The sequence below is a fragment of the Acidovorax soli genome, assembly GCF_014207955.1.
Lineage (GTDB): Bacteria > Pseudomonadota > Gammaproteobacteria > Burkholderiales > Burkholderiaceae_C > Acidovorax > Acidovorax soli_A.
This window is the reverse complement of the sequence record NZ_JACHLK010000014.1, coordinates 126,949-146,325: the sequence shown is the minus strand read 5'-3', so window position 1 is coordinate 146,325 and position 19,377 is coordinate 126,949. Positions and strand designations below refer to the sequence as shown.

Below are 19,377 nucleotides of genomic sequence, written 5' to 3'. Positions count from 1 at the left end.
GCGCCGCAGCCCTTCTCGCGCCCGCCCCAGGGTGCGGCAGCGCCCTGTAATCCCGCAGTGTGGAAATGAACGGATGGGGCCGGCCCGACTTCGGGCACGGTGCATGCTTGCCAGTGCACGTCACAAGAAGAAAAGTTAGCGTTTACTAATGAAGCATCTCCTGAATCTGTTGGCAGCGGTGGCGCTGCTGGTGTGGGGAACCAACCTCGTACGTACCGGCGTGCTGCGCGTATTCGGCGCCAACCTGCGGACCCTGCTGGCCCGCAGCATGGGCAACCGCTTCACGGCCGCCCTCTCCGGCATGGGGGTCACCGCGCTCGTGCAGTCGAGCACGGCCACCTCGCTCATGACCTCGTCCTTCGTGGGTCAGGGGCTCATCACCCTGCCCGCGGCCCTGGCGGTGATGCGCGGGGCCGATGTGGGCACGGCGCTGATGTCGGTGCTGTTCTCGTTCGATCTGTCCTGGCTGTCGCCGCTGTTCATCTTCGTGGGCGTGGTGCTCTTCATCTCGCGCCAGGCCAGCACGGCCGGGCGCGTGGGCCGGGTGCTGATCGGCCTGGGCCTGATGCTGCTGGCGCTGGAGATGGTGGTGCAGGCCAGCGGGCCCATGCTGGCCTCGCCCATCATCAAGGCCATGCTGGGATCGCTCAACAGCGACATCGTGCTGGAAATCTTCATGGGCGCGCTGCTCGCGGTGCTGGCCTACTCCAGCCTGGCCATCGTGCTGCTGCTGGCGGCCATGGCCGCCTCCCAGGTGGTGCCGCTGGACGTGGCGCTGGGCCTGGTGCTGGGCGCCAACCTGGGCAGCGGGCTGCTGGCCGTGCTGACCACGGCCAAGTCGGCCATCGAGGTGCGCCAGGTCACCGTGGGCAACCTGGCCTTCAAGCTGCTGGGCGTGTTGCTGGTGGCGCCGTTCATCGGGCTGTGGCTCACCTATGTGCAGCCGCAGCTGCCGGGCGCAGGCCCGGGGGTGGTGCTGTTCCACCTGGGCTTCAACGTGGTCATCAGCGTGGGCTTCATCGGCTTCACCCACTGGGTGGCCGACTGGGTGGCGCGCCTGCTGCCGCGCGACAAGGCGCAGTCGGCAGCCGGGCGGCGGCCCCAGCACCTGGACCCGTCCGCACTGGCCACCCCTTCTCTGGCGATTTCGTGTGCAGCCCGGGAGGCCCTGCACCAGGCCGATGTGGTCGAGTCCATGATGATCGGCCTGCACACCGTGATCCGCACCGACAACCTGCAGCTGGCCGAGGAGCTGCGCAAGCTCGATGACGAGGTGGATGGCCTGTACTCGGCGATCAAGTACTACATGACCAAGATCTCACGCGAGGCCCTGGACGAGCGCGAGGGCCGGCGCTGGGCCGACATCATCAGCTTCACCATCAACATGGAGCAGATCGGCGACATCATCGAGCGGGTGCTGATCGACATCGAGGACAAGAAGATCAAGAAGGGCCGCCAGTTCTCCGAGGCCGGCATGGAAGAAATCAACGAACTGCACGCCCGCCTGCTGGACAACCTGCGCCTCGCGATGAGCGTGTTCCTCAACGGCAATGTGCGCGATGCGCAGAAGCTGCTGGAGGAAAAGGCGCGCTTTCGCGACCTGGAGCGCGCCTACTCGACCACCCACCTGATGCGCCTGTCGGACAAGACGGTGCAGAGCATCGAGACCAGCTCGCTGCACATCGACCTGATCAGCGAACTCAAGCGCATCAACTCGCTGCTGTGCTCCGTGGCCTACCCGATCCTGGAGTCGGCCGGCGCGCTGGCGCCGAGCCGGCTGCGGGCTGCGGTTACCCCGGAGTGAGGCGCTGCTGCGCGTTGGCCGCGGTCGAGTCCAGGTAGCCCCCGATCACCAGCCCGGCCTCCTGCGTGAACTGGCCCTGGGCCACCTGGCGCTGGACCTCGCCCAGGTCCAGCAGCTCGAAACGCTCCACCTCGCCATCCTGGTTGGCAGGCACCATGCCCTCGGGCACCGTGGCCCGGAACCAGTCGATGCGCTCGACCATGTAGCCGATACCGCGGCCCTCGCGGCTGGGGCGCGAAAAGAGCACATGGCCGCCATGGGCGACACCGGCCAGGTGGGCCGTGCGCAGCCCGGCTTCCTCCCAGGTCTCGCGTTCCAGGGCCTGCTCCAGCGTGTCGGCGGCGGCGACCATGCCGCCCATCAAGGTGTCCCACATGCCCGGGTTGTTGGGCTTGGTGCGCGAGCGCAGTTGCACCCACATGCGCCCGTCGGGTGCCAGGCCCACGAGGTGCACGGCCCGCGTGGCAATGCCCAGCACGCGCACGGCGCCGCGCTCCACGGTGGCGACCACCCCGCCCTGGGCATTGGGCACGGCCAGTTGCTCATTGCGCCAGGGGCCGCACCGGTCTTGCGCACGCAGCGCGGCAGCCAGTGCGTTGAGCGCAGCCGTGGCCGCGTCCGGCGCCACGTCCAGGTGCCAGCCCTGTTCCTGCCTGAGCAGGCGATGGCCGCCTTCCAAACCCGGGGCCACGGCATCCAGAACGCCTTCGGCCACCGAACCCACGCGCTGCCCCGCCACCGACAGCGGCAGCCGCGGCTGTGCCGGGACCTGCTGTGCGGCCACGCGGGCCGCAGCCAGCCACCCGGCAAAAGTCTGCGCCTGCGTGCTCACAGCGTGAGGATGGTGCAGCCAGTGGTCTTGCGCGCTTCGAGGTCGCGGTGCGCCTGCTGCACCTGGGCCAGCGGGTAGCGCTGGTCGATGTGGATCTTCACCTGGCCGCTGGCCACCACGGCAAACAGGTCGTCGGCCATGGCCTGCGTGCTCTCGCGCGTGGCAATGTGGGTGAACAAGGTCTGGCGCGTGACGTAGAGCGAGCCCTTGGCCCCGAGCGCGCCGGGCGCAAACGGCGGCACCGGGCCCGAGGCATTGCCGAAGCTGGCCATGAGGCCGAAGGGGCGCAGGCATTCGAGCGACTTGTCCCAGGTGTCCTTGCCCACGGAGTCATACACCACCTTCACGCCCTGGCCGCCGGTGATCTCCTTGACGCGCGCCGCGAAGTCCTCGGTGTTGTAGTTGATGGCATGGGCCGCGCCATTGGCCAGCGCCAGCTGGCATTTCGCATCGGTGCCGGCCGTGCCGATGAGTTTGAGGCCCAGGGCTTTGGCCCACTGGCTCGCGATCAGGCCCACGCCGCCAGCCGCCGCGTGGAACAGCACATGGTCACCCGCCACGAGGCCCTGCACGGGCAGCGTCTTCTTGAGCAGGTACTGCGCCGTCAGGCCCTTGAGCATCATGGCCGCACCGGTCTCGAAGCTGATGGCATCGGGCAGCTTGCAGACGCATTTGGCGGGCATCACACGCAGTTCGCAGTAGCTGCCCGGTGGCTGGCTGGCGTAGGCCGCGCGGTCGCCCACCTTCAGGTGCGTGACGCCCTCGCCCACGGCCTCGACCACACCCGCGGCCTCCATGCCGATGGTGGCGGGCATGGAGAGGGGGTACAGGCCCGTGCGGTGGTACACGTCGATGTAGTTCAGGCCGATGGCATGGTGGCGGATGCGGATCTCGCCCGGGCCGGGCTCGCCCACGGTGACATCGGCAAGGTGGAGTTCTTCGGGACCGCCATGTTGGCGGATCTGGACGGCGAGGCTCATGGGATCGGTCTCCTTGTGCGTGTGCGACAAAACGGCGGCCATCCTGCCATGAATCTGCAAGGCTCGCCCACCAGGGGTCGCTACATTAGCCGCATGACGCAAAGACTCACGCCCGGCACGGCGGCCATGCTGGTGGTACCGCCGATGCTGTGGGCCGGCAATGCCGTGGTCGGCCGGCTGGTGCACGACCTGATCCCGCCCCTCACCCTCAATTTCATCCGCTGGGTACTGGCCTTCCTCATCCTGCTGCCGCTGGCGCACGGCGTGCTGCACAGGGACAGCCCGCTGTGGCCGCACTGGCGCCGCTATGCGCTGCTGGGCCTGCTGGGCGTGGGCCTGTACAACGCGCTGCAGTACATGGCGCTGCAGACCTCCACGCCCATCAATGCGACGCTCGTGGGTTCCAGCATGCCGATCTGGATGCTGGCCGTGGGCGCGCTGTTCTTCAAGGCCCCGGTCACGCGCCGCCAATTGGCCGGGGCCTTTCTGTCCATGTGCGGGGTGCTGCTGGTGCTCTCGCGCGGCGAATGGAGCCAGCTGCTGGCGCTGCGCCTGGTGCCGGGTGACCTGTTCATGGTGCTGGCCACCATCTCCTGGGCGTTCTACAGCTGGATGCTCTCGGGCACGCGCGAACCGGCTGCCATCCGCGGCGACTGGGCGGCCTTTCTGATGGCGCAGATGGTGTTCGGCCTGGCCTGGTCGGGCAGCTTCGCGGGGCTGGAGTGGGCCGCCGGGCGCACCCACATCGCGTGGGGCTGGCCGCTGGCGGCCGCACTGGCCTTCATCGCCGTAGGGCCGGCCGTGCTGGCCTACCGCTTCTGGGGCGTGGGGGTGCAGCGCGCGGGGCCTGCGCTGGCGAGCTTTTTCGTCAACCTCACCCCGCTGTTCGCCGCGCTGCTGTCGGCGGCCTTCCTGGGCGACAGGCCCCAGCTGTTCCACGGCCTGGCCTTTGCCCTCATCGTGGGCGGGATCGTCGTGTCGTCGCGGCGCTGAGGTGGCGCGCGTTCAGGCCAACGCCGCGCTGCTGGTGCCCAGTTGGGCCTCGAGATCGGCCACGGGCATGGGGCGGCCCATCAGGTAGCCCTGGAAGAACTGGCAACCGTGCAGGGCCAGGAAATCCTTTTGCGCCTGGGTCTCGACGCCCTCGGCGATCACGTCGAGCTCCAGGTTGCGCGCCATGCCGATGATGGTCTGCACGATCACGTCGTCGGTGTGCTTGACGCCCAGGTTGCGCACGAAGGACTGGTCGATCTTGAGCTGGTCCAGCGGCAGCCGCGTGAGGTAGGCCAGCGAGGAGTAACCGGTACCGAAATCGTCCACCGAGAAACGCACCCCTTTGGTCTTGAGCAGGCCCATCTTGGCGATGGTGTCGTCCACGTTGTCGAGCACCAGGGACTCGGTGAGTTCGAGCTTGAGCAGGTGGGGCCGGGCCCCGGTTTCGCGCAGCACCTCGACCACCCGGGCCACGAAGTCGCGCTGGCGGAACTGGCGCGCGCTGACGTTGACCGACAGCTGCACATGCCGGTAGCGCGCATCGCCCTGCCACGCGGCCAGTTGCTCGCAGGCGGTGCGCAGCACCCAGTGGCCCATGGGCACGATGAGCTCGCTCTCCTCGGCCACGCCGATGAAGTGGCCGGGGGTGAGCAGTCCGCGCTCGGGGTGGCGCCAGCGGATCAGCGCCTCGGCCCCGACCATGCGGCCGTCGAGGTGGAACTGGGGCTGGTAGTGCAGCACGAACTGGCGCCCCGTGAGGGCAAGCTGCAGGTCGCTCTCCAGCTGCGCACGCTGGCTGATCGCGATCTGCATCTGCGGATCGAAGAAGCACAGCGCATTGCGGCCCTGCGACTTGACCTGGTACATGGCGATGTCCGCCTGCTTGAGCAGGTCCACCGAGGGCTGCATGGCGCCGCCCATCAGCGTGGCGCCGATGCTCGGGGTGCTGTGGTAGGTGTGGGTGCCCAGCGTGTAGGGCTGGTTGAGCTTGCGCAGGATCTTCTGGCCCACCCGGCGGGCATAGGCAGCCGCCTCGCTGCTGTGCTCCGACAGGTCGCTGAGCATCACCACGAACTCGTCCCCGCCCAGGCGGGCCACCGTGTCCTCGCGCCGCACGCATGTCTTCAGGCGCTGCGCCACCTGGCGCAGCAGCATGTCGCCGACCTCGTGGCCCAGGGTGTCGTTCAGGGTCTTGAAGTGGTCCAGGTCCAGGAACAGCAGGGCGCCGTGCTGGCCGCTGCGCACGCTGGCGGCCGTGGCCTGCTGCATGCGGTCCATCAACAGGCGCCGGTTGGGCAGGTTGGTCAGGGGATCGAAGAAGGCCAGGCTCTCGATCTCGGCACTGGCCTGGCGCAGCGCGGTCACGTCGTGGTAGGTGATGACCAGCCCCGAATCGGGCGTCACCCGCTCGGTGATCTGGATCACGCGGCCATCGGGCAGGGACTGTTCGTGCGGCCCCTGGGGCTGCGCCTGCAGCGCCAGACGGTGCTCTATCCACAGCGCACGCTCCGCATCGGAGGCGTGCGGCAAATGGTGCCGGGCCTTTTCTTCGAGCACCTTGCGGAACGGCACCTGGGGCGCCAGCATGGGCTGGAGCCAGGGGAAGATCTCCTCGAAGCGCCGGTTCCACTGCACCACGCGCTGCATGCCGTCGAGCAGCACGAAGCCGCTGACCATGGATTCGAGCGCCTGGTCCAGCGTGGCCTTGCTCTGGGCAATGGCCAGGCGGGCCTGCGTCATGCGGTCGATGTAGCGCAGGGCAAACCCGCCCGCGGCCAGGATCATGGCCAGGAAGGCCAGCGCGGTGAGGGCCACGGCATTGCGTTCGGTGCGCCAGGAAGCCAGGGCATCGCGCTGTGGAATGCTGGCCGAGATGCGCAGGTCCTGGTACAGGATGGGGCGGTACACCACCAGTGCGACCTCACCGCTCAGGCGCGCCGGGGCGCGCCAGTTCGGCCCGCTGTCGTCCAGGGTCTCGAGCGGTGGCGACAGGGTGTGGGTGACGGCATCCTCGCGCCCCGGCACGCTCAGCAGCATCTGCCCGCCCGCGCGCTCCAGCGTGACCTGCAGGCCGCTGATGTCCACCCCCTGCACCAGCACCGAGCTGAGCGAGGTCACAGGCAATTCTGCCAGCGCCACCACACGCGAGCTGTCGGCCATCTTGAGGTGGCGCGCAAAGTACAGCACCTTTTCGGCGCTGGCAAAACTCACCACAGGCTGGCTGACCATGAGGGTGGAGACCGACTGGTTCAGCACTTCATCGAGAAAACCTGCCGGCAAATCCAGCGCCAGCCGGCTGCCTGCGGCGTCCGAGGACGCGATCACCTTGCCCTGGGCATCGACCAGAGCCACATAGCGCACCATGAGGTTCTGGCGCGCCGAACTGCGCAGGCGCTGGCTGGCACTGTCGGAGTCGATCCAGTCGACCATGGCGGTCGACAGGCCCAGCAACTCGTCCATGCTGGCCAGCAGCACGTCCACCGAGAGCAGCGACCGGTTGAGCGCCGCCTCGGCCCCCGCCACGAAACGCGTGGCCTGCGTTGCGCTGTCGGCCAGCGCCACCTGGCGCGCATTCCAGACCAGCGTGGCTGCCACCAGGGCCACCGACGCGAGGAAGAAGGCAACCGCCCCCGAGACGTAGATCTTGATGCGCGCTGGCGAGGATGGGTTCATTTGCCAGGCGCCGCGGCCAGGCCGCGCACGGGCCCGATGGTTCGGTTCCAGATGTCCGCGCAACGCGGGCCGCAGCGCTGCACCCAGCGCGGCAACACCGTGGAGGCCAGGATCTCGCGGCGGCTCTTCTCGTCCTGCTCCGATACGGGCACGACGACCATGTTGCCCTTGCGCCCCCCGGTGCAATTGGCCGCCCCGCGGTTGCAGGCCATGCCATCGGCGGTCTCGCGCTCGGCTTCTTCCCAGATGGCGGCCTCCAGCCGCGGCAGCTCGCGGCGCAGCAAGGCGCGCAGGTCGGGGGGCAAGGCCTCCCAGGCGGCCTGGTTGGCGGCAAACACCGCCAGGCCCCAGTTCACCGGCAGCGCATGCAGGTGGGAGGTCATGGTGTGCAGGCCCAGCGTGTTGCCCGACATGGTGCCGGTGATCGCGCACTCGGTGTTGCCGGCCGACAGGCTGGTCACGATCTGCGCAAAGCCCGTGAGCACGGGGACACCGCCCAGCGCCCCGACGAAATCGGCCTGGCTGGACGAGGAGACGCGGATGCGCCGGCCCGACAGGTCGGCCAGGTTGCGCAAGGGCTTCTTGCAGAAGACCACCTGGGCCGGGTAGACATAGATGGCCAGGGCCTCCACCCCATGCTGGTCGCGCAAGGCCTTTTCCAGGTAGGGGCGAAAGGCCGCCACCGTGGTCTTGAGCGTGGCAATGTCGGGGTTCAGGCCCGCCAGGTCGGGCGCGGTGTACTCCGGGTACTGGGCCGAGAAGGAGCTCATGAGCGTGGTGCCAAAGGGCACCACCCCAAGCTGCAGCAGGCGCAGCATTTCGCCCCCGGGCACGCCGGCGCGGTCGAAGGGTACGATCTCGGCGTCGAACTTGCCTCCGCTCAGGCGGGCCAGCTCCTTGCTCCAGAAAGGCTCTTCCTGCCGTGTGTACTGGTTGATACCGGCCAGCCCCCCGACGATGCGCAGCTTGTAGGGCATGGCGGCCTTGGCGCCCGGCCCGGCCCCGGCGGCCTGGGCCCAGGCCACGCCACTGCCGCACGCCCACAGGCCTGCCCCCAGCAGGGCCAGAGCGGCAAGTCGGTTCGTCAGGACACGGGACAGGTTCATGGCGATGGTATCTCCAGCCTCATTGTTCGTCCTAGATTCCCAAAGTATGGGAAAAATGTGCGCAAAACACAACGGACCCTGGCAGGGCCATCAGCCCATTGTGCCTTGGCACCCCCCACGCCAAACCGGGAAAACACGCAGAAAAGCCCCCTTGCAGCCCCCGGCACGCCCTTCATTCCAGCGACCTTGAGGGACATCAAGGCCCTGCATGCCGCAGCCGATGGCGGGTACCTACCCGCGTGGACAGTGCCGATGCGGGTGGCCCCAGCGCCGTACCGCTCAGAACGTCCCCTGGTACGCGCCCCCGTCCGCCAGCACATTCTGGCCGGTCATGTAAGCCGCCTGCATGCTGCACAGGAAGGCGCAGATGGCGCCGAATTCTTCGGCCGTGCCATAGCGGCCGGCCGGGATCTGGGCCTGCTGCGCCCGGCGGAACTCTTCCACGCTGGTGCCGGACTTGGCAGCCGCGTTGCCGATGGTGGCAGCCAGCCGGTCGGTATCGAACTTGCCCGGCAGCAGGTTGTTGATGGTCACGCCACCGGCCGCGAGCTTGCTGCGCGCGACCCCGGCGACAAAGCCCGTGAGCCCGCTGCGCGCACCGTTGGACAGGCCCAGGATGTCGATGGGGGCCTTCACGGCGCTGGAAGTGATGTTGACGATGCGGCCGAAGCCGCGCTCTGCCATGCCGTCCACCGTGGCCTTGATGAGCTCGATGGGGGTGAGCATGTTGGCATTCACCGCCTTGATCCAGGCATCGCGGTCCCAGTTGCGGAAATCACCGGGAGGGGGTCCGCCGGCATTCGTGACCACGATGTCAAAGGCGTGACCGGGGCCACCGGCCGCCGAGAACACGGCAGCGCGGCCTTCGGGGGTGGTGATGTCGGCCGCCACCGCCAGGACCTGCACCTTGCCGCCTGCCCCCTGCGCCTGCAGGCGCGACGCAGCCTGGGCCAGCACGTCGGCATTGCGGGCATTGATGACAACGTGGACACCTTCGTTCACCAGCGCCTGGGCACAGCCAAAGCCCAAACCCTTGCTCGCGCCACACACCAACGCCCACTTGCCTGCAATACCCAGATCCATGTCCAACTCCGTGATTCATCGGGAAGCGCACACCGCGCTCCCCCTGCGCCAAATCATAAGTGGACTTGGCCAGCCCTGCCCACGGCGGGGCACTGCCCTCTGAGGCCGTTCAGGACGCTGCCCTGCGGGCGGGGCGGGTGAAGACGAAGATGCCCGCGACCACCAGGGCCGTGCCACACGCCACCCAGACCGTGAAGGGCTCTCCGAGGATCCAGATCCCCATGAGGATGGTGGACAGGGGCCCCACCATGCCGATCTGCGCCGCCATGCCGGCACCGATGCGCTCGATCGCCATCATGACCATGAGCACCGGCACGGCCGTGCACAGCGTGGCATTGAGCACCGACAGCCAGACCACCTCGGGCGCGACGATGGCCGCGGAGAGTGGGCGCAGCACCACAAACTGCAGCAGACAGCACAGGCAGGCCACGGTGGTGGCCAGACCCACCAGGCGCAAGGCGCCGATGCGCTGCACCATCTCGCCGCTGTAGACCAGGTAGATGGCATAGCTCACCGCGCTCAGGAACACCAGCAGCGCCCCCAGGGCCACATTGCTGCCCTGCAGGTTGGCCTCATGGCCGAAGACCAGCACCACGCCGCTGTAGCTCACCAGCATGCCCAGGGCCTGGCCCCAGCGGATGCCACGCCGGTACAGCACCCAGCCCAGCATCATCACCAGCGTGGGGTTGAGGTACAGGATCAGGCGCTCCAGGCTGGCACTGATGTAGGCCAGACCGGCGAAGTCGAGAAAGCTCGCCAGGTAGTAGCCCGTGATGCCCAGCCCCACGATGCCCAGCCAATCCTTGCGCGACAGCGGCGGCCTGCCCCGGCTGGCCCACCAGCCCATGGCGGCGAAGATGGGCAGCGCAAACAGCATGCGGTACATGATGAGCGTGACCGCATCAACGCCGTAGCGGTAGGCCAGCTTGACGATGATGGCCTTGCCGCTGAAGGCGATGGAGCCGAACAGGGCCAGCAGGAAGCCCGAGGCGATGTGTTGGCTGCCGGCCTTGGCGGCCGATGGTGGCTGGGGGTTCGACAAAGGCTTCTCTCGCGCCGACGGTCGGGCCCCTGCGGTCTGCAGACGCCCCCGGGCAGCCCGCCAGTGTGGCACGGGAGCAATAACCCGCGCCATCAGTCCTGCGTGCGTGGGCCAGCGCCATCGGCGACGGCCGCGCGCGCGGGCTCCGCGGTCAGTGCTTGCGGAAGATCGTGTGGTGCAGCCGGCGCAGCGACCACCACACGCCCACGGCCACCAGCGGAATCGCCAGGGCCGCCGTGGTCTCTGCCGACAGGGGCCAGCCGAGCTTCTGCGCGCCCTTGGCCAGGTAGCTCACGAGGCCGACGATGTAGTAGGTGATGGCCGCCACCGAGAGGCCCTCCACCGTGGACTGCATCTTGAGCTGCAGGTCCTGGCGGTGGTTCATGGTGGCCAGCAGCGCCTGGCTGCTTTGCTGCTGCTCGATCTCCACGCGCGTGCGCAGCAGGTTGCTCATGCGCGAGACACGCTGCGACAGGGCATCCTGCCGCCGGGCCGCCCACTCGCAGGTGCTGCGGGCCGGCGTCAGGCGCCGGTCCATGAACTCACGGATGGTCTGCATGCCGGCCAGGCGCGACTCCGCCACGTCCTGTATGCGCCGGTCCAGCAGTTCGAAGTAGGCGCTGCTGGCCGAGAAACGCGAGTGCGTGGCCGCGTACTGGCTCTCCACCTGCCCGGCCAGCCGCGTCAGCCGGTCGAGCAGCACGGGCTCGGAATCGCGGTTGGCCGTGCGGATGGCCTCGGCCAGTTCGGCCAGCTCGCGCTCGGCAAAGGCCAGCACGCTGGCGGCTTCGCGCGCCGCGGGCAGGCCCAGCAGCGCCGCCATGCGGTAGGTCTCGATCTCCAGCAGGCGCTGCACCAGCCGGCCCAGGCGCCGTGGCGTCATGCCACCGGCCAGCAGCACCATGCGCGAGAAGCCGTCGGCATGGATCGCGAAGTCGGTGTACACCTCGCCATGGCCATCGGCCACGGTGGAGGCGACCAGCGTGTCCTCGTGCAGCACATGCTTGACCAGCGAGCCCGAACCAAAGGTGTGCGTGGGCAGCACCCAGAGGTTCAGGCTGCACAGGCACTGGCCAGGCAAGGCCGCCAGCCACTCCTGGGGCACGGCCTCGGTGGCACCCACAGGGTCGCGGTCGCCAAAGGCATCCACCTGTGCCGGCACCATGAAGGTCCAGGTCACGAACTCGGTGTGCAGCTCCCAGCGCATGCGAAACGCACCCAGGTCCATGCGCAGGTGGGTGGTGTGGGCATCGGGCAGGGCCAGATGGTGGTTGCGCAGCAGCGCGGCCACATGGGCCCGGCTGGCCTCGCGCCCCGCGGCATCGGCCAGCATCACGATGTGGGCGATGGCCAGCGGTGCCGCCATGGCCTCGGGCGGGCGGGCATGGATCTCGTTGTGCAGCAGGGTCCGGTGCGGGTGCTGCTGGAAGCTGGTGGGTGTGGGCATGCGCTGGATCAAGAAGCGGTCACGCCATTGTCTACTGCGACCCCACCAAGCCGGCAGCGCGGACTCGCCAAAAAACAACGGCGCCCGAAGGCGCCGTTGCGGGGAGGTCAGGGACCGCCGAGGGATCAGTCCTCGACGAAGGCCTCTTCACGCTTGCTCTTCACCGCAGGCAGCAGCACGATGACCAGCAGCAGGGCGGCGGCCGCCAGCAGGCCGGCCGACAGCGGACGCGTGACGAACACGCTCCAGTCGCCGCGCGACAGCAGCAGGGCACGGCGCAGGTTTTCTTCCATCATCGGGCCCAGGATGAAGCCCAGCAGCAGGGGCGCAGGTTCCGTGCCCAGCTTGTGGAAGATGTAGCCCACCAGACCGAAGGCACCCACCATCCAAATGTCGAAGGTGTTGTTGTTGGTCGAGTACACACCGACCGCGCAGAACAGCACGATGGAGGGGTACAGCCAGCGGTAGGGCACGGTGAGCAGCTTGATCCAGATGCCGATCAGCGGCAGGTTCAGGATCACCAGCATGGCGTTGCCGATCCACATCGAGGCGATCAGGCCCCAGAACAGCTCGGGGTTGCTCGTCATCACCTGGGGACCAGGCTGGATGTTGTGGATGGTCATGGCACCCACCATCAGCGCCATCACGGCGTTGGGAGGAATACCCAGCGTCAGCAGCGGGATGAACGAGGTCTGCGAACCGGCGTTGTTGGCCGACTCGGGCGACGCCACGCCGCGGATGTTGCCCTGGCCGAACGGCACTTCGCCGGGCTTGAGCTTGGTCTTCTTCTCGATCGTGTAGGCAGCGAAGGCCGCCAGCAGCGCGCCGCCACCGGGCAGGATACCGAGGGCAGCCCCCAGCGAGGTTCCGCGCAGCACGGCGGGGATCATGCGCTTGAAGTCTTCCTTGGTGGGGAACAGGCCCTCGACCTTGGCGGTGAACACTTCGCGCTCGTCGTCGGGGCGCGAGAGGTTGGCAATGATTTCACCGTAACCGAACACGCCCATGGCGATGGTCACGAAGCCGATGCCGTCGGTCAGTTCGGGGATGTCGAAGCTGAAGCGGGCCACGCCCGAGTTCACGTCGGTACCCACCAGGCCCATCAGCAGGCCCAGCACGATCATGCCCACAGCCTTGAGCAGCGAGCCCGAGGCCAGCACCACGGCACCGATCAGGCCCAGCACCATCAGCGAGAAGTATTCGGCAGGGCCGAACTTGAAGGCCACTTCGGTCAGCGGGGGCGCGAAGGCCGCCAGGATCAGCGTGCCCACGCAACCGGCGAAGAACGAACCCAGCCCGGCCGCCGCAAGCGCCGGCCCCGCTCGGCCCTTGCGCGCCATCTGGTAGCCGTCGATCACGGTCACCACCGAGGACGATTCGCCCGGCAGGTTGACCAGGATGGCGGTGGTGGAGCCGCCGTACTGGGCGCCGTAGTAGATACCGGCCAGCATGATCAGCGCCGCCACGGGGGGCAGGGCGTAGGTGGCAGGCAGCAGCATGGCGATGGTGGCCACGGGGCCGATGCCGGGCAGCACGCCGATCAGCGTGCCCAAGAGGCAGCCGATGAAGCAATAGATGAGGTTCTGGAACGTGAACGCTACGCCGAAGCCCAGCGACAGGTTGTTGATCAATTCCATGGTGTGGATGCTCCTGGCTTAACCGGAAATGAAACTGGGCCACACCGGGAACTGCAGCTTCAGCGCCCAGACGAATGCCACGTAGCTGCCGACTGCGAGCACGGTGGCGAGCACGAACACATCGCGCGCCTTGAACTCGTTGCCGGCCAGGCTGGAGATGAAGGTCAGCGCATAGATGCCGACGATCAGGCCCATGGCCGGAATCCCCAGGCTGGGCAGGCCGCCCAGCAGGATGCCGAAGGCAAAGTTGGCAGCGAGGATGAAGAACAGCGGCTTCCAGGCCCACTTGCCGATCTTGTCACCGTCCACCGTCTCGACGGTGGTGGCCTTGAAGGTGATCACCGCACCGATCAGGGCCAGCAGGATGCCCAGCAGCAGCGGGAAGTAGCCAGGCCCCATGCGGGCACCGTTGCCGACGTTGTAGGTGGTGGCCCCCCACGCGAACGCGACACCGACACCCATGAACATGAGGCCAGAGAAAAAGTCTTTTTGACTTTTGATTTGCACGATATGTCTCCTATGCGGATTTCACGACCGTGCGATTGTGGGGGCAGCAAGGCCCCCGCCGGATGTGGATTCCACCTACACCCGGTAACACTCGGGACTGCGCGTTTTCCCTATGTACAAGGCATGCAAATCAGTCCATTGGAGGGGTCGCGGACATCACCTCCTCGATGGTGGTGATGCCCTCGGCCACACGCAAGGCACCGGCCAGGCGCAGGGGCCGCATGCCGTCGGCAATGGCCTGGCGGCGCAGCGCCTCGATCGAGGGCGCAGTGTTGATCTTCTCCTTGAGGGCCTCGCTCACCGTGAGCAGTTCGTACAGCCCCATGCGCCCCTGGAAGCCGGTCATGCGGCAGTCCACGCAGCCCACGGCCTTGTAGGGCTGGTAGCCGCCGCTGAGCTTCCAGGGCTTGATGAAGGCACTGAGCGCCTCGCGGTCGGCCGACTCGTCCTTTTGCTTGCACTGCTTGCAGAAGGTGCGCACCAGGCGCTGCGCGAGCACCCCGAGCAGCGTGGCATTGATCAGGTAGGAGGGCACGCCCAGTTCCATCATGCGGGTGATGGCCGAGGGCGCGTCGTTGGTGTGCAGCGTGGAGAACACCAGGTGGCCCGTGAGTGCCGCCTGGATCGCCATCTCGGCCGTCTCCAGGTCACGGATTTCGCCGACCATGATGATGTCCGGGTCCTGGCGCATCAGCGCGCGCAGGCCCTCGGCAAAGTTGAAGTCGAGCTGGGGCTGCACCTGGGTCTGGTTGAAGCTGGGCTCGATCATTTCGATCGGGTCCTCCACCGTGCTCACGTTGACCTCTTCAGTGGCCACGCGCTTGAGCGTGGAGTACAGCGTGGTGGTCTTGCCCGAGCCCGTGGGCCCGGTCACGAGGATGATGCCGTGCGGGCGCTTGACCAGCCCCTCCCAGCGCGTCGCGTCGTGCTGCGCGAAGCCCAGGGCATCGAGGTCCTTGACGGTGTTGTCGGGGTCGAAGATCCGCATCACCATCTTCTCGCCGAAAGCCGTGGGCAGCGTGGACAGGCGCATTTCCACCTCGTCGCCGCGCTGGTTGCGGGTCTTGATGCGGCCATCCTGCGGGCGGCGCTTTTCCACCACGTCGATGCGGCCGAGCAGCTTGATGCGCGAGATCATCGCGTTGTGCACGCCCATGGGCATCTGGTAGACCGGGTGCAGCACGCCGTCGATGCGAAAGCGGATCACGCCCTGCTCGCGCCGCGGCTCCAGGTGGATGTCGCTCGCGCGCTGGTCGAAGGCGTATTGCCAGAGCCAGTCCACCACCCGGACCACGCCCTGGTCATTGGCATCGAGCTGCTTGTTGCTCTTGCCCAGTTCCACCAGTTGCTCGAAGCTGCTGCCGCTGGCGGCGCCGCCGGCCTTCTGCGCGGCGCGCACGGATTTGGCCAGCGCAAAGAACTCGGCCGTGAAGCGATGGATGTCCTGCGGGTTGGCCACCACGCGGCGCACCGTGCGGCGCGACTGGCGCTCGACCTCGGCCACCCAGTCGCTGATGAAGGGCTCGGCCGTGGCCACCACCACCTCCTTGGTCGTCACCTGCACGGGCAGCACCTTGTGGCGCTCGGCATAGGTGGCGCTCATGGTGTCGGCGACCCGGCCCACATCGACCTTGAGCGGGTCGATGCGCATGTAGGGCAGGCCGCTGCGCTTGGCCAGGTACTCGGTGAGCAGCTCGATGTCCAGCGGCTTGCCATCGGAGGCGCGCGTCATGGCCACCGCGGCCAGCCGGACCAACGCCGGCTGCGCGCTTTCGGCCTGCGAGCAGCGGGCAATTGTGCGCTGCGCCTCTTCCTGGGAGATCACGCCATCGGCGCTCAGCCACTCGACCAGGCGGCGCCAGTCCACGGGGCCGATGTGGTTGACCGGGGCGATGCCGGCCTTCGCGGTTGGAGCGGGCGGGGAAATGGTGGTGCTCATGTCGGACCTCTTGGAGGGGATGGGCGGGACGGGTGGGCAGGGTGCAAGGCGGTCAGGCCACGGGTTTGAACACCCGCAGCCATTTGGGAGCGGGCAGCTCCCAGCGCGCCTGGATGGCTTCGGCACGGGCCAGCAGCTCGGCGCGCTTGGGGCGTGTGGGGGTGCGCTGGGCCAGCACCACGGTGTTGCCTTCGCGCGTGGGCTTGAAGGCCCAGAGCGCGTCCTCACCAAAGGCGCTGGCCATGCTCTGGAGGCTCTTCTCGTAACTCGACGAGCGGCCAAAGAGGTTCACCGTCATGCTGCCGTCCTCGGACAGCAGGGCGCGGCAGTCGGCGTAGAAGTCGGGGCTGTCGAGCACGGGCGCGGCCGCATCGTGGTCGTACAGATCGACGGCGAGCGCATCGACGGTCCCGAGCCACATGGGGTTCTGGATCTCCTGGGCCGCATCGGCCAGCACCACGCGCAGCTTGGGGCCATCGGGCGGCAGCTTGAACCATTGGCGGCACACGGCCAGCACCTGGGGGTTGAGCTCGATGGCCGTGGCGCACAGGCGCAGCTTCTTGTGGCAGAACTTGGTGATGGCGCCCGCCCCCAGGCCCAGTTGCATGGCGTGGCGCTTGCCCACGGACGCGGGCTCGACGAAGAGCAGCCAGGCCATCATGCGCTGCACGTACTCCAGCTCCAGCGCAAAGGGTTCGTCCACGCGCATCGAGCCCTGGATCCAGGGCGTGCCCAGGTGCAGGTGGCGCACTTCGCCGTCATCGGAGACGCTGACTTCGGGCAGTTCGATCGGGCGGGCTTTCTTGCGGGTGGTCATTCAGGTCAATTCATAACGGGCCATGAGTTCGGCCCAGGCGTTCAGTTTGCGCTCGAAGCTCCAGGAGGCGTTGGCCGGGCTGGTCGACGGCAGCTTGTGCACCGGCACGCCCAGGGCGGCGGTGCGCGCCGCGTGCTTGTAGCTTTCACCCCCATTGTGGGCGATGGCGGCCAGCCGTGGTGCCACGGCGCGCAGCGCCGCAAAATCATTCACCACGGCATGGCGGATGTCGGCGTCCAGGCTGCCCTCGCGCTCGCAGCTGGCATACACGTCCCACAGGCCCAGCCCGCGCTCGAGCAGCCACGCGCAGCGCTGGGCGTACTGGCCGGGCCCCGGCAGTGGGTGCTGCGGCCACAGCGCCTGCAGGATACGCCAGAACTGGTTCTGCGGATGGCCATAGTACTGCTGCGCGCGCAGCGAGGCGGCGCCGGGAAAACTGCCCAGCACCAGCACCACGGTGCGCCCGGACACCACGGCCGGCAGGCCGGTCAACCGGGCTGGCGTGTGATCGGGGGGCGTGGCAGGGGAGATGGAGGACATGCGGTGTGCGGGCGAATGCGATGGCGCGCAATTACTATCAAATGTATAGCTAAAGAACGTCCATTTGCCGCGCACAAAAGGTAAGCAAGCGTGTCTGCTAGGGCAGCAGAGGTGCCATGCGCGGCAAGGCCGCCATCGCGTTCGCCGTGGAGGCCGCGGCCAGCGCCTGCACGGGCATGCCACGCAGCCCCGCCACCACCTCGCCGATGCGCGGCAGCTCGCCCGGAGTGTTGCGGCCCTGGGGGCGGCCCGCCTCGCGCTCGGCGGCGGTGGTGTAGAGCCAGTGCGGCGGGATGTCGGGCGAGTCGGTCTCCATCACCAGGCAGCCGAGCGGCAGCTCGGTGGCCAGACGGCGCAGCTGCAGGGCGCGGTCGTAGGTGATGGCGCCGCCAAAGCCGAGCTTGAAACCCAGGTCCACGAAGGCCTGGGCCTGCTGCACGCTGCCATTGAAGGCATGGGCGATGCCCGACAGGCCCGGGACCTCGCGCAGGCCCTTGAGCAGCTTGTCGGCCGAGCGGCGCACGTGCAGGATCACCGGCAGCCCGAAGCGCCGCGCCAGCCTGAGCTGCTCGCGGTAGAAATGCGCCTGCCGGTCCGGGTCGAGCCCCGGCACGAAGTAGTCGAGGCCGATCTCGCCCACGGCGACCAGGCGCGGGTCGTCGTGGTGCTGCGCCAGGGCCTGGGCCAGGTGCGCCAGGTCCTCGTCGGCCGCCGTGGCGGTGCACAGGGGGTGGATTCCCAGGGCGTAGCTGTCCCCATGTTGGTGCGCCAGCCGGCGCACATCGTCCCAGTTGGAGCGCTGCACCGCCGGCAGTACGCAGTGCGCCACGCCGGCCGCACGCGCCTGTGCGCGCACGGCATCCACATCGGGCGCCAGCTCGGGGGCATCGAGGTGGCAATGGGTGTCTATCCAGAAGCTCATGCGAACATGATGCACGATGATGTCCCGGGGGATGCACAAGGGCGCGATCCGTGCTACTGTGAAACCATGCACCGCGCCAAGGTGCACCGGAAGGTGACAGGATGCCCAGACCCACTGTCTACAGCAGCTCCCGCCCTGCCCGCCGCCCGTCCGGGGCCGCGGACCCGGGCAGCGCCGCGCCGTTGGAGGCGGTTGCCCAGGCGGCGCCTGCCCCGGAACAGCCCGCCGCCAGGCCCCAGGCGGTCAGCCTTTCGCGCCGCAGCCTGCATGCCCTGTGGGCGACCCTGCTGTTGTTGGCCGCCCTGTTGGTCGCCAGCGTGTGGCTGAACCAGCGCGCCGTGCCCCGCAAGCTCACCCAGGAAGACATCGACAAGGCGGTGCTGCGCACCCTGGAGACCACCACCCTGCCCTCGGCGGCGGCACGCGCCGTGGAAACCATCGCACCCTCGGTGGTGCGCGTGGTGGGCTTCGGGCGCAGCAAGAACGGCAAGGAAGAGGTGGAGCGCGGCGTGGGCACGGGTGTGGTGATCGTCGACAAGGGCGTGATCCTCACCAACCTGCACGTGGTGGCGGGCTCCGACCGCATCCAGCTGACCTTCCACGACGGGCTGCAGACCACGGCCACCATCACCGGCGTGCAGCCCGAGAACGACCTGGCGGTGCTCCAGGCCCACAAGGTACCCGACGACCTGGAAGCCGCCTCCCTGCGCTCCACCAACGACCTGCGCCCCGGAGACCAGGTCGCCGTGGTGGGTTTTCCCTTCGGCATCGGGCCCTCGGCCTCGGCCGGCGTGATCTCGGGCCTGGGGCGCCAGTTCACCTCGCCCGAGGGCAAGCGTGAGCTGGGCAACCTGATCCAGTTCGACGCGGCGGCCAACCCCGGCAACTCGGGCGGCCCGCTGGTCACGATGGATGGCGAGGTCATCGGCATCGTCACCGCTATCCTCAACCCCACGCCGGCGCGCACCTTCATCGGCATCGGTTTTGCCGTGCCCATCGAGAACGCGGCCTCGGCCGTGGGCATGTCGCCCTTCTGAATCCCTACCGTCCACCGT

16 protein-coding genes are annotated in these 19,377 nt (G+C 68.2%); 3 read left to right on the top strand and 13 right to left on the bottom strand.

Translation table 11 applies throughout. The annotated features are described in order from the left end of the window. The first annotated feature begins 148 nt into the window (after nt 1-148). Nucleotides 149-1,804, top strand: a complete 1,656-nt coding sequence (locus HNP48_RS27260; protein WP_184863129.1) for a Na/Pi cotransporter family protein — start codon at nt 149-151, stop codon at nt 1,802-1,804. Here HNP48_RS27260 and HNP48_RS27255 read toward each other — a convergent pair. Next, the gene (locus HNP48_RS27255; RefSeq protein WP_184863127.1) at nt 1,791-2,636 is read right to left on the bottom strand and encodes an NUDIX domain-containing protein; all 846 of its coding nucleotides are present in this window, start codon (nt 2,634-2,636) and stop codon (nt 1,791-1,793) included. The two genes, HNP48_RS27260 and HNP48_RS27255, sit on opposite strands and share 14 nt — an antisense overlap. Further along, entirely contained in the window at nt 2,633-3,616 is a 984-nt protein-coding gene (locus HNP48_RS27250) for a quinone oxidoreductase (RefSeq protein WP_184863125.1), read from the bottom strand. Before HNP48_RS27250 ends, HNP48_RS27255 begins: the two co-directional genes overlap by 4 nt. A 93-nt stretch (nt 3,617-3,709) precedes the next feature. Here HNP48_RS27250 and HNP48_RS27245 point away from each other — a divergent pair, with 93 nt between their 5' ends. Beyond that, entirely contained in the window at nt 3,710-4,609 is a 900-nt protein-coding gene (locus tag HNP48_RS27245; RefSeq protein ID WP_184863122.1) for a DMT family transporter, read from the top strand. Nucleotides 4,610-4,621: 12 nt separating this feature from the next. Here the strand turns inward: HNP48_RS27245 and HNP48_RS27240 are convergent, their stop codons facing one another. From HNP48_RS27240 to HNP48_RS27190, 11 genes are all read right to left on the bottom strand, one after another. After that, nucleotides 4,622-7,282 carry an EAL domain-containing protein gene (locus HNP48_RS27240; protein WP_184863120.1) on the bottom strand — a complete coding sequence of 887 codons (2,661 nt, stop codon included), beginning with the start codon at nt 7,280-7,282 and terminating at the stop codon, nt 4,622-4,624. Further along, entirely contained in the window at nt 7,279-8,388 is a 1,110-nt protein-coding gene (locus HNP48_RS27235; protein WP_184863118.1) for a TRAP transporter substrate-binding protein, read from the bottom strand. Before HNP48_RS27235 ends, HNP48_RS27240 begins: the two co-directional genes overlap by 4 nt. Before the next feature lie 279 nt (nt 8,389-8,667). After that, complete coding sequence (locus HNP48_RS27230; RefSeq protein ID WP_184863116.1) at nt 8,668-9,471, bottom strand: SDR family oxidoreductase; 804 nt, start codon at nt 9,469-9,471, stop codon at nt 8,668-8,670. A gap of 109 nt (nt 9,472-9,580) precedes the next feature. Continuing rightward, nucleotides 9,581-10,513, bottom strand: a complete 933-nt coding sequence (locus HNP48_RS27225; RefSeq protein ID WP_184863114.1) for a DMT family transporter — start codon at nt 10,511-10,513, stop codon at nt 9,581-9,583. 151 nt (nt 10,514-10,664) lie between these two features. Beyond that, entirely contained in the window at nt 10,665-11,960 is a 1,296-nt protein-coding gene (locus HNP48_RS27220) for a DUF3422 family protein (RefSeq protein WP_184863112.1), read from the bottom strand. A gap of 125 nt (nt 11,961-12,085) precedes the next feature. After that, the gene (locus HNP48_RS27215) at nt 12,086-13,597 is read right to left on the bottom strand and encodes a tripartite tricarboxylate transporter permease (protein WP_184863110.1); all 1,512 of its coding nucleotides are present in this window, start codon (nt 13,595-13,597) and stop codon (nt 12,086-12,088) included. Between the two features lie 18 nt (nt 13,598-13,615). Then, a complete protein-coding gene (locus HNP48_RS27210; RefSeq protein WP_184863108.1) occupies nt 13,616-14,104 on the bottom strand; it encodes a tripartite tricarboxylate transporter TctB family protein in 489 nt (162 codons plus the stop codon). 130 nt (nt 14,105-14,234) lie between these two features. Continuing rightward, nucleotides 14,235-16,043 carry a GspE/PulE family protein gene (locus HNP48_RS27205; protein WP_184863106.1) on the bottom strand — a complete coding sequence of 603 codons (1,809 nt, stop codon included), beginning with the start codon at nt 16,041-16,043 and terminating at the stop codon, nt 14,235-14,237. A gap of 52 nt (nt 16,044-16,095) precedes the next feature. Beyond that, nucleotides 16,096-16,860, bottom strand: a complete 765-nt coding sequence (locus HNP48_RS27200; RefSeq protein WP_184863104.1) for a spermidine synthase — start codon at nt 16,858-16,860, stop codon at nt 16,096-16,098. Then, nucleotides 16,861-17,400: a DNA-deoxyinosine glycosylase gene (locus tag HNP48_RS27195; protein ID WP_184863102.1), complete on the bottom strand. Its 540-nt coding sequence runs from the start codon at nt 17,398-17,400 to the stop codon at nt 16,861-16,863. It abuts the gene before it with no gap. Nucleotides 17,401-17,497: 97 nt separating this feature from the next. Then, nucleotides 17,498-18,322: a TatD family hydrolase gene (locus tag HNP48_RS27190; RefSeq protein WP_184863100.1), complete on the bottom strand. Its 825-nt coding sequence runs from the start codon at nt 18,320-18,322 to the stop codon at nt 17,498-17,500. Between the two features lie 101 nt (nt 18,323-18,423). On the opposite strand from HNP48_RS27190, the gene HNP48_RS27185 reads away from it, so the two are divergent. Next, complete coding sequence (locus tag HNP48_RS27185; RefSeq protein ID WP_184863098.1) at nt 18,424-19,359, top strand: S1C family serine protease; 936 nt, start codon at nt 18,424-18,426, stop codon at nt 19,357-19,359. Nucleotides 19,360-19,377 lie beyond the last annotated feature (18 nt).

Bases quoted from the DNA above. Each gene is read 5' to 3' on its own strand.
- HNP48_RS27205 (WP_184863106.1), bottom strand. From the start codon at position 16,043: ATGAGCACCACCATTTCCCCGCCCGCTCCAACCGCGAAGGCCGGCATC.
- HNP48_RS27185 (WP_184863098.1), top strand. From the start codon at position 18,424: ATGCCCAGACCCACTGTCTACAGCAGCTCCCGCCCTGCCCGCCGCCCG.
- HNP48_RS27250 (WP_184863125.1), bottom strand. From the start codon at position 3,616: ATGAGCCTCGCCGTCCAGATCCGCCAACATGGCGGTCCCGAAGAACTC.
- HNP48_RS27245 (WP_184863122.1), top strand. From the start codon at position 3,710: ATGACGCAAAGACTCACGCCCGGCACGGCGGCCATGCTGGTGGTACCG.
- HNP48_RS27235 (WP_184863118.1), bottom strand. From the start codon at position 8,388: ATGAACCTGTCCCGTGTCCTGACGAACCGACTTGCCGCTCTGGCCCTG.
- HNP48_RS27220 (WP_184863112.1), bottom strand. From the start codon at position 11,960: ATGCCCACACCCACCAGCTTCCAGCAGCACCCGCACCGGACCCTGCTG.
- HNP48_RS27215 (WP_184863110.1), bottom strand. From the start codon at position 13,597: ATGGAATTGATCAACAACCTGTCGCTGGGCTTCGGCGTAGCGTTCACG.
- HNP48_RS27230 (WP_184863116.1), bottom strand. From the start codon at position 9,471: ATGGATCTGGGTATTGCAGGCAAGTGGGCGTTGGTGTGTGGCGCGAGC.
- HNP48_RS27240 (WP_184863120.1), bottom strand. From the start codon at position 7,282: ATGAACCCATCCTCGCCAGCGCGCATCAAGATCTACGTCTCGGGGGCG.
- HNP48_RS27200 (WP_184863104.1), bottom strand. From the start codon at position 16,860: ATGACCACCCGCAAGAAAGCCCGCCCGATCGAACTGCCCGAAGTCAGC.
- HNP48_RS27190 (WP_184863100.1), bottom strand. From the start codon at position 18,322: ATGAGCTTCTGGATAGACACCCATTGCCACCTCGATGCCCCCGAGCTG.
- HNP48_RS27195 (WP_184863102.1), bottom strand. From the start codon at position 17,400: ATGTCCTCCATCTCCCCTGCCACGCCCCCCGATCACACGCCAGCCCGG.
- HNP48_RS27260 (WP_184863129.1), top strand. From the start codon at position 149: ATGAAGCATCTCCTGAATCTGTTGGCAGCGGTGGCGCTGCTGGTGTGG.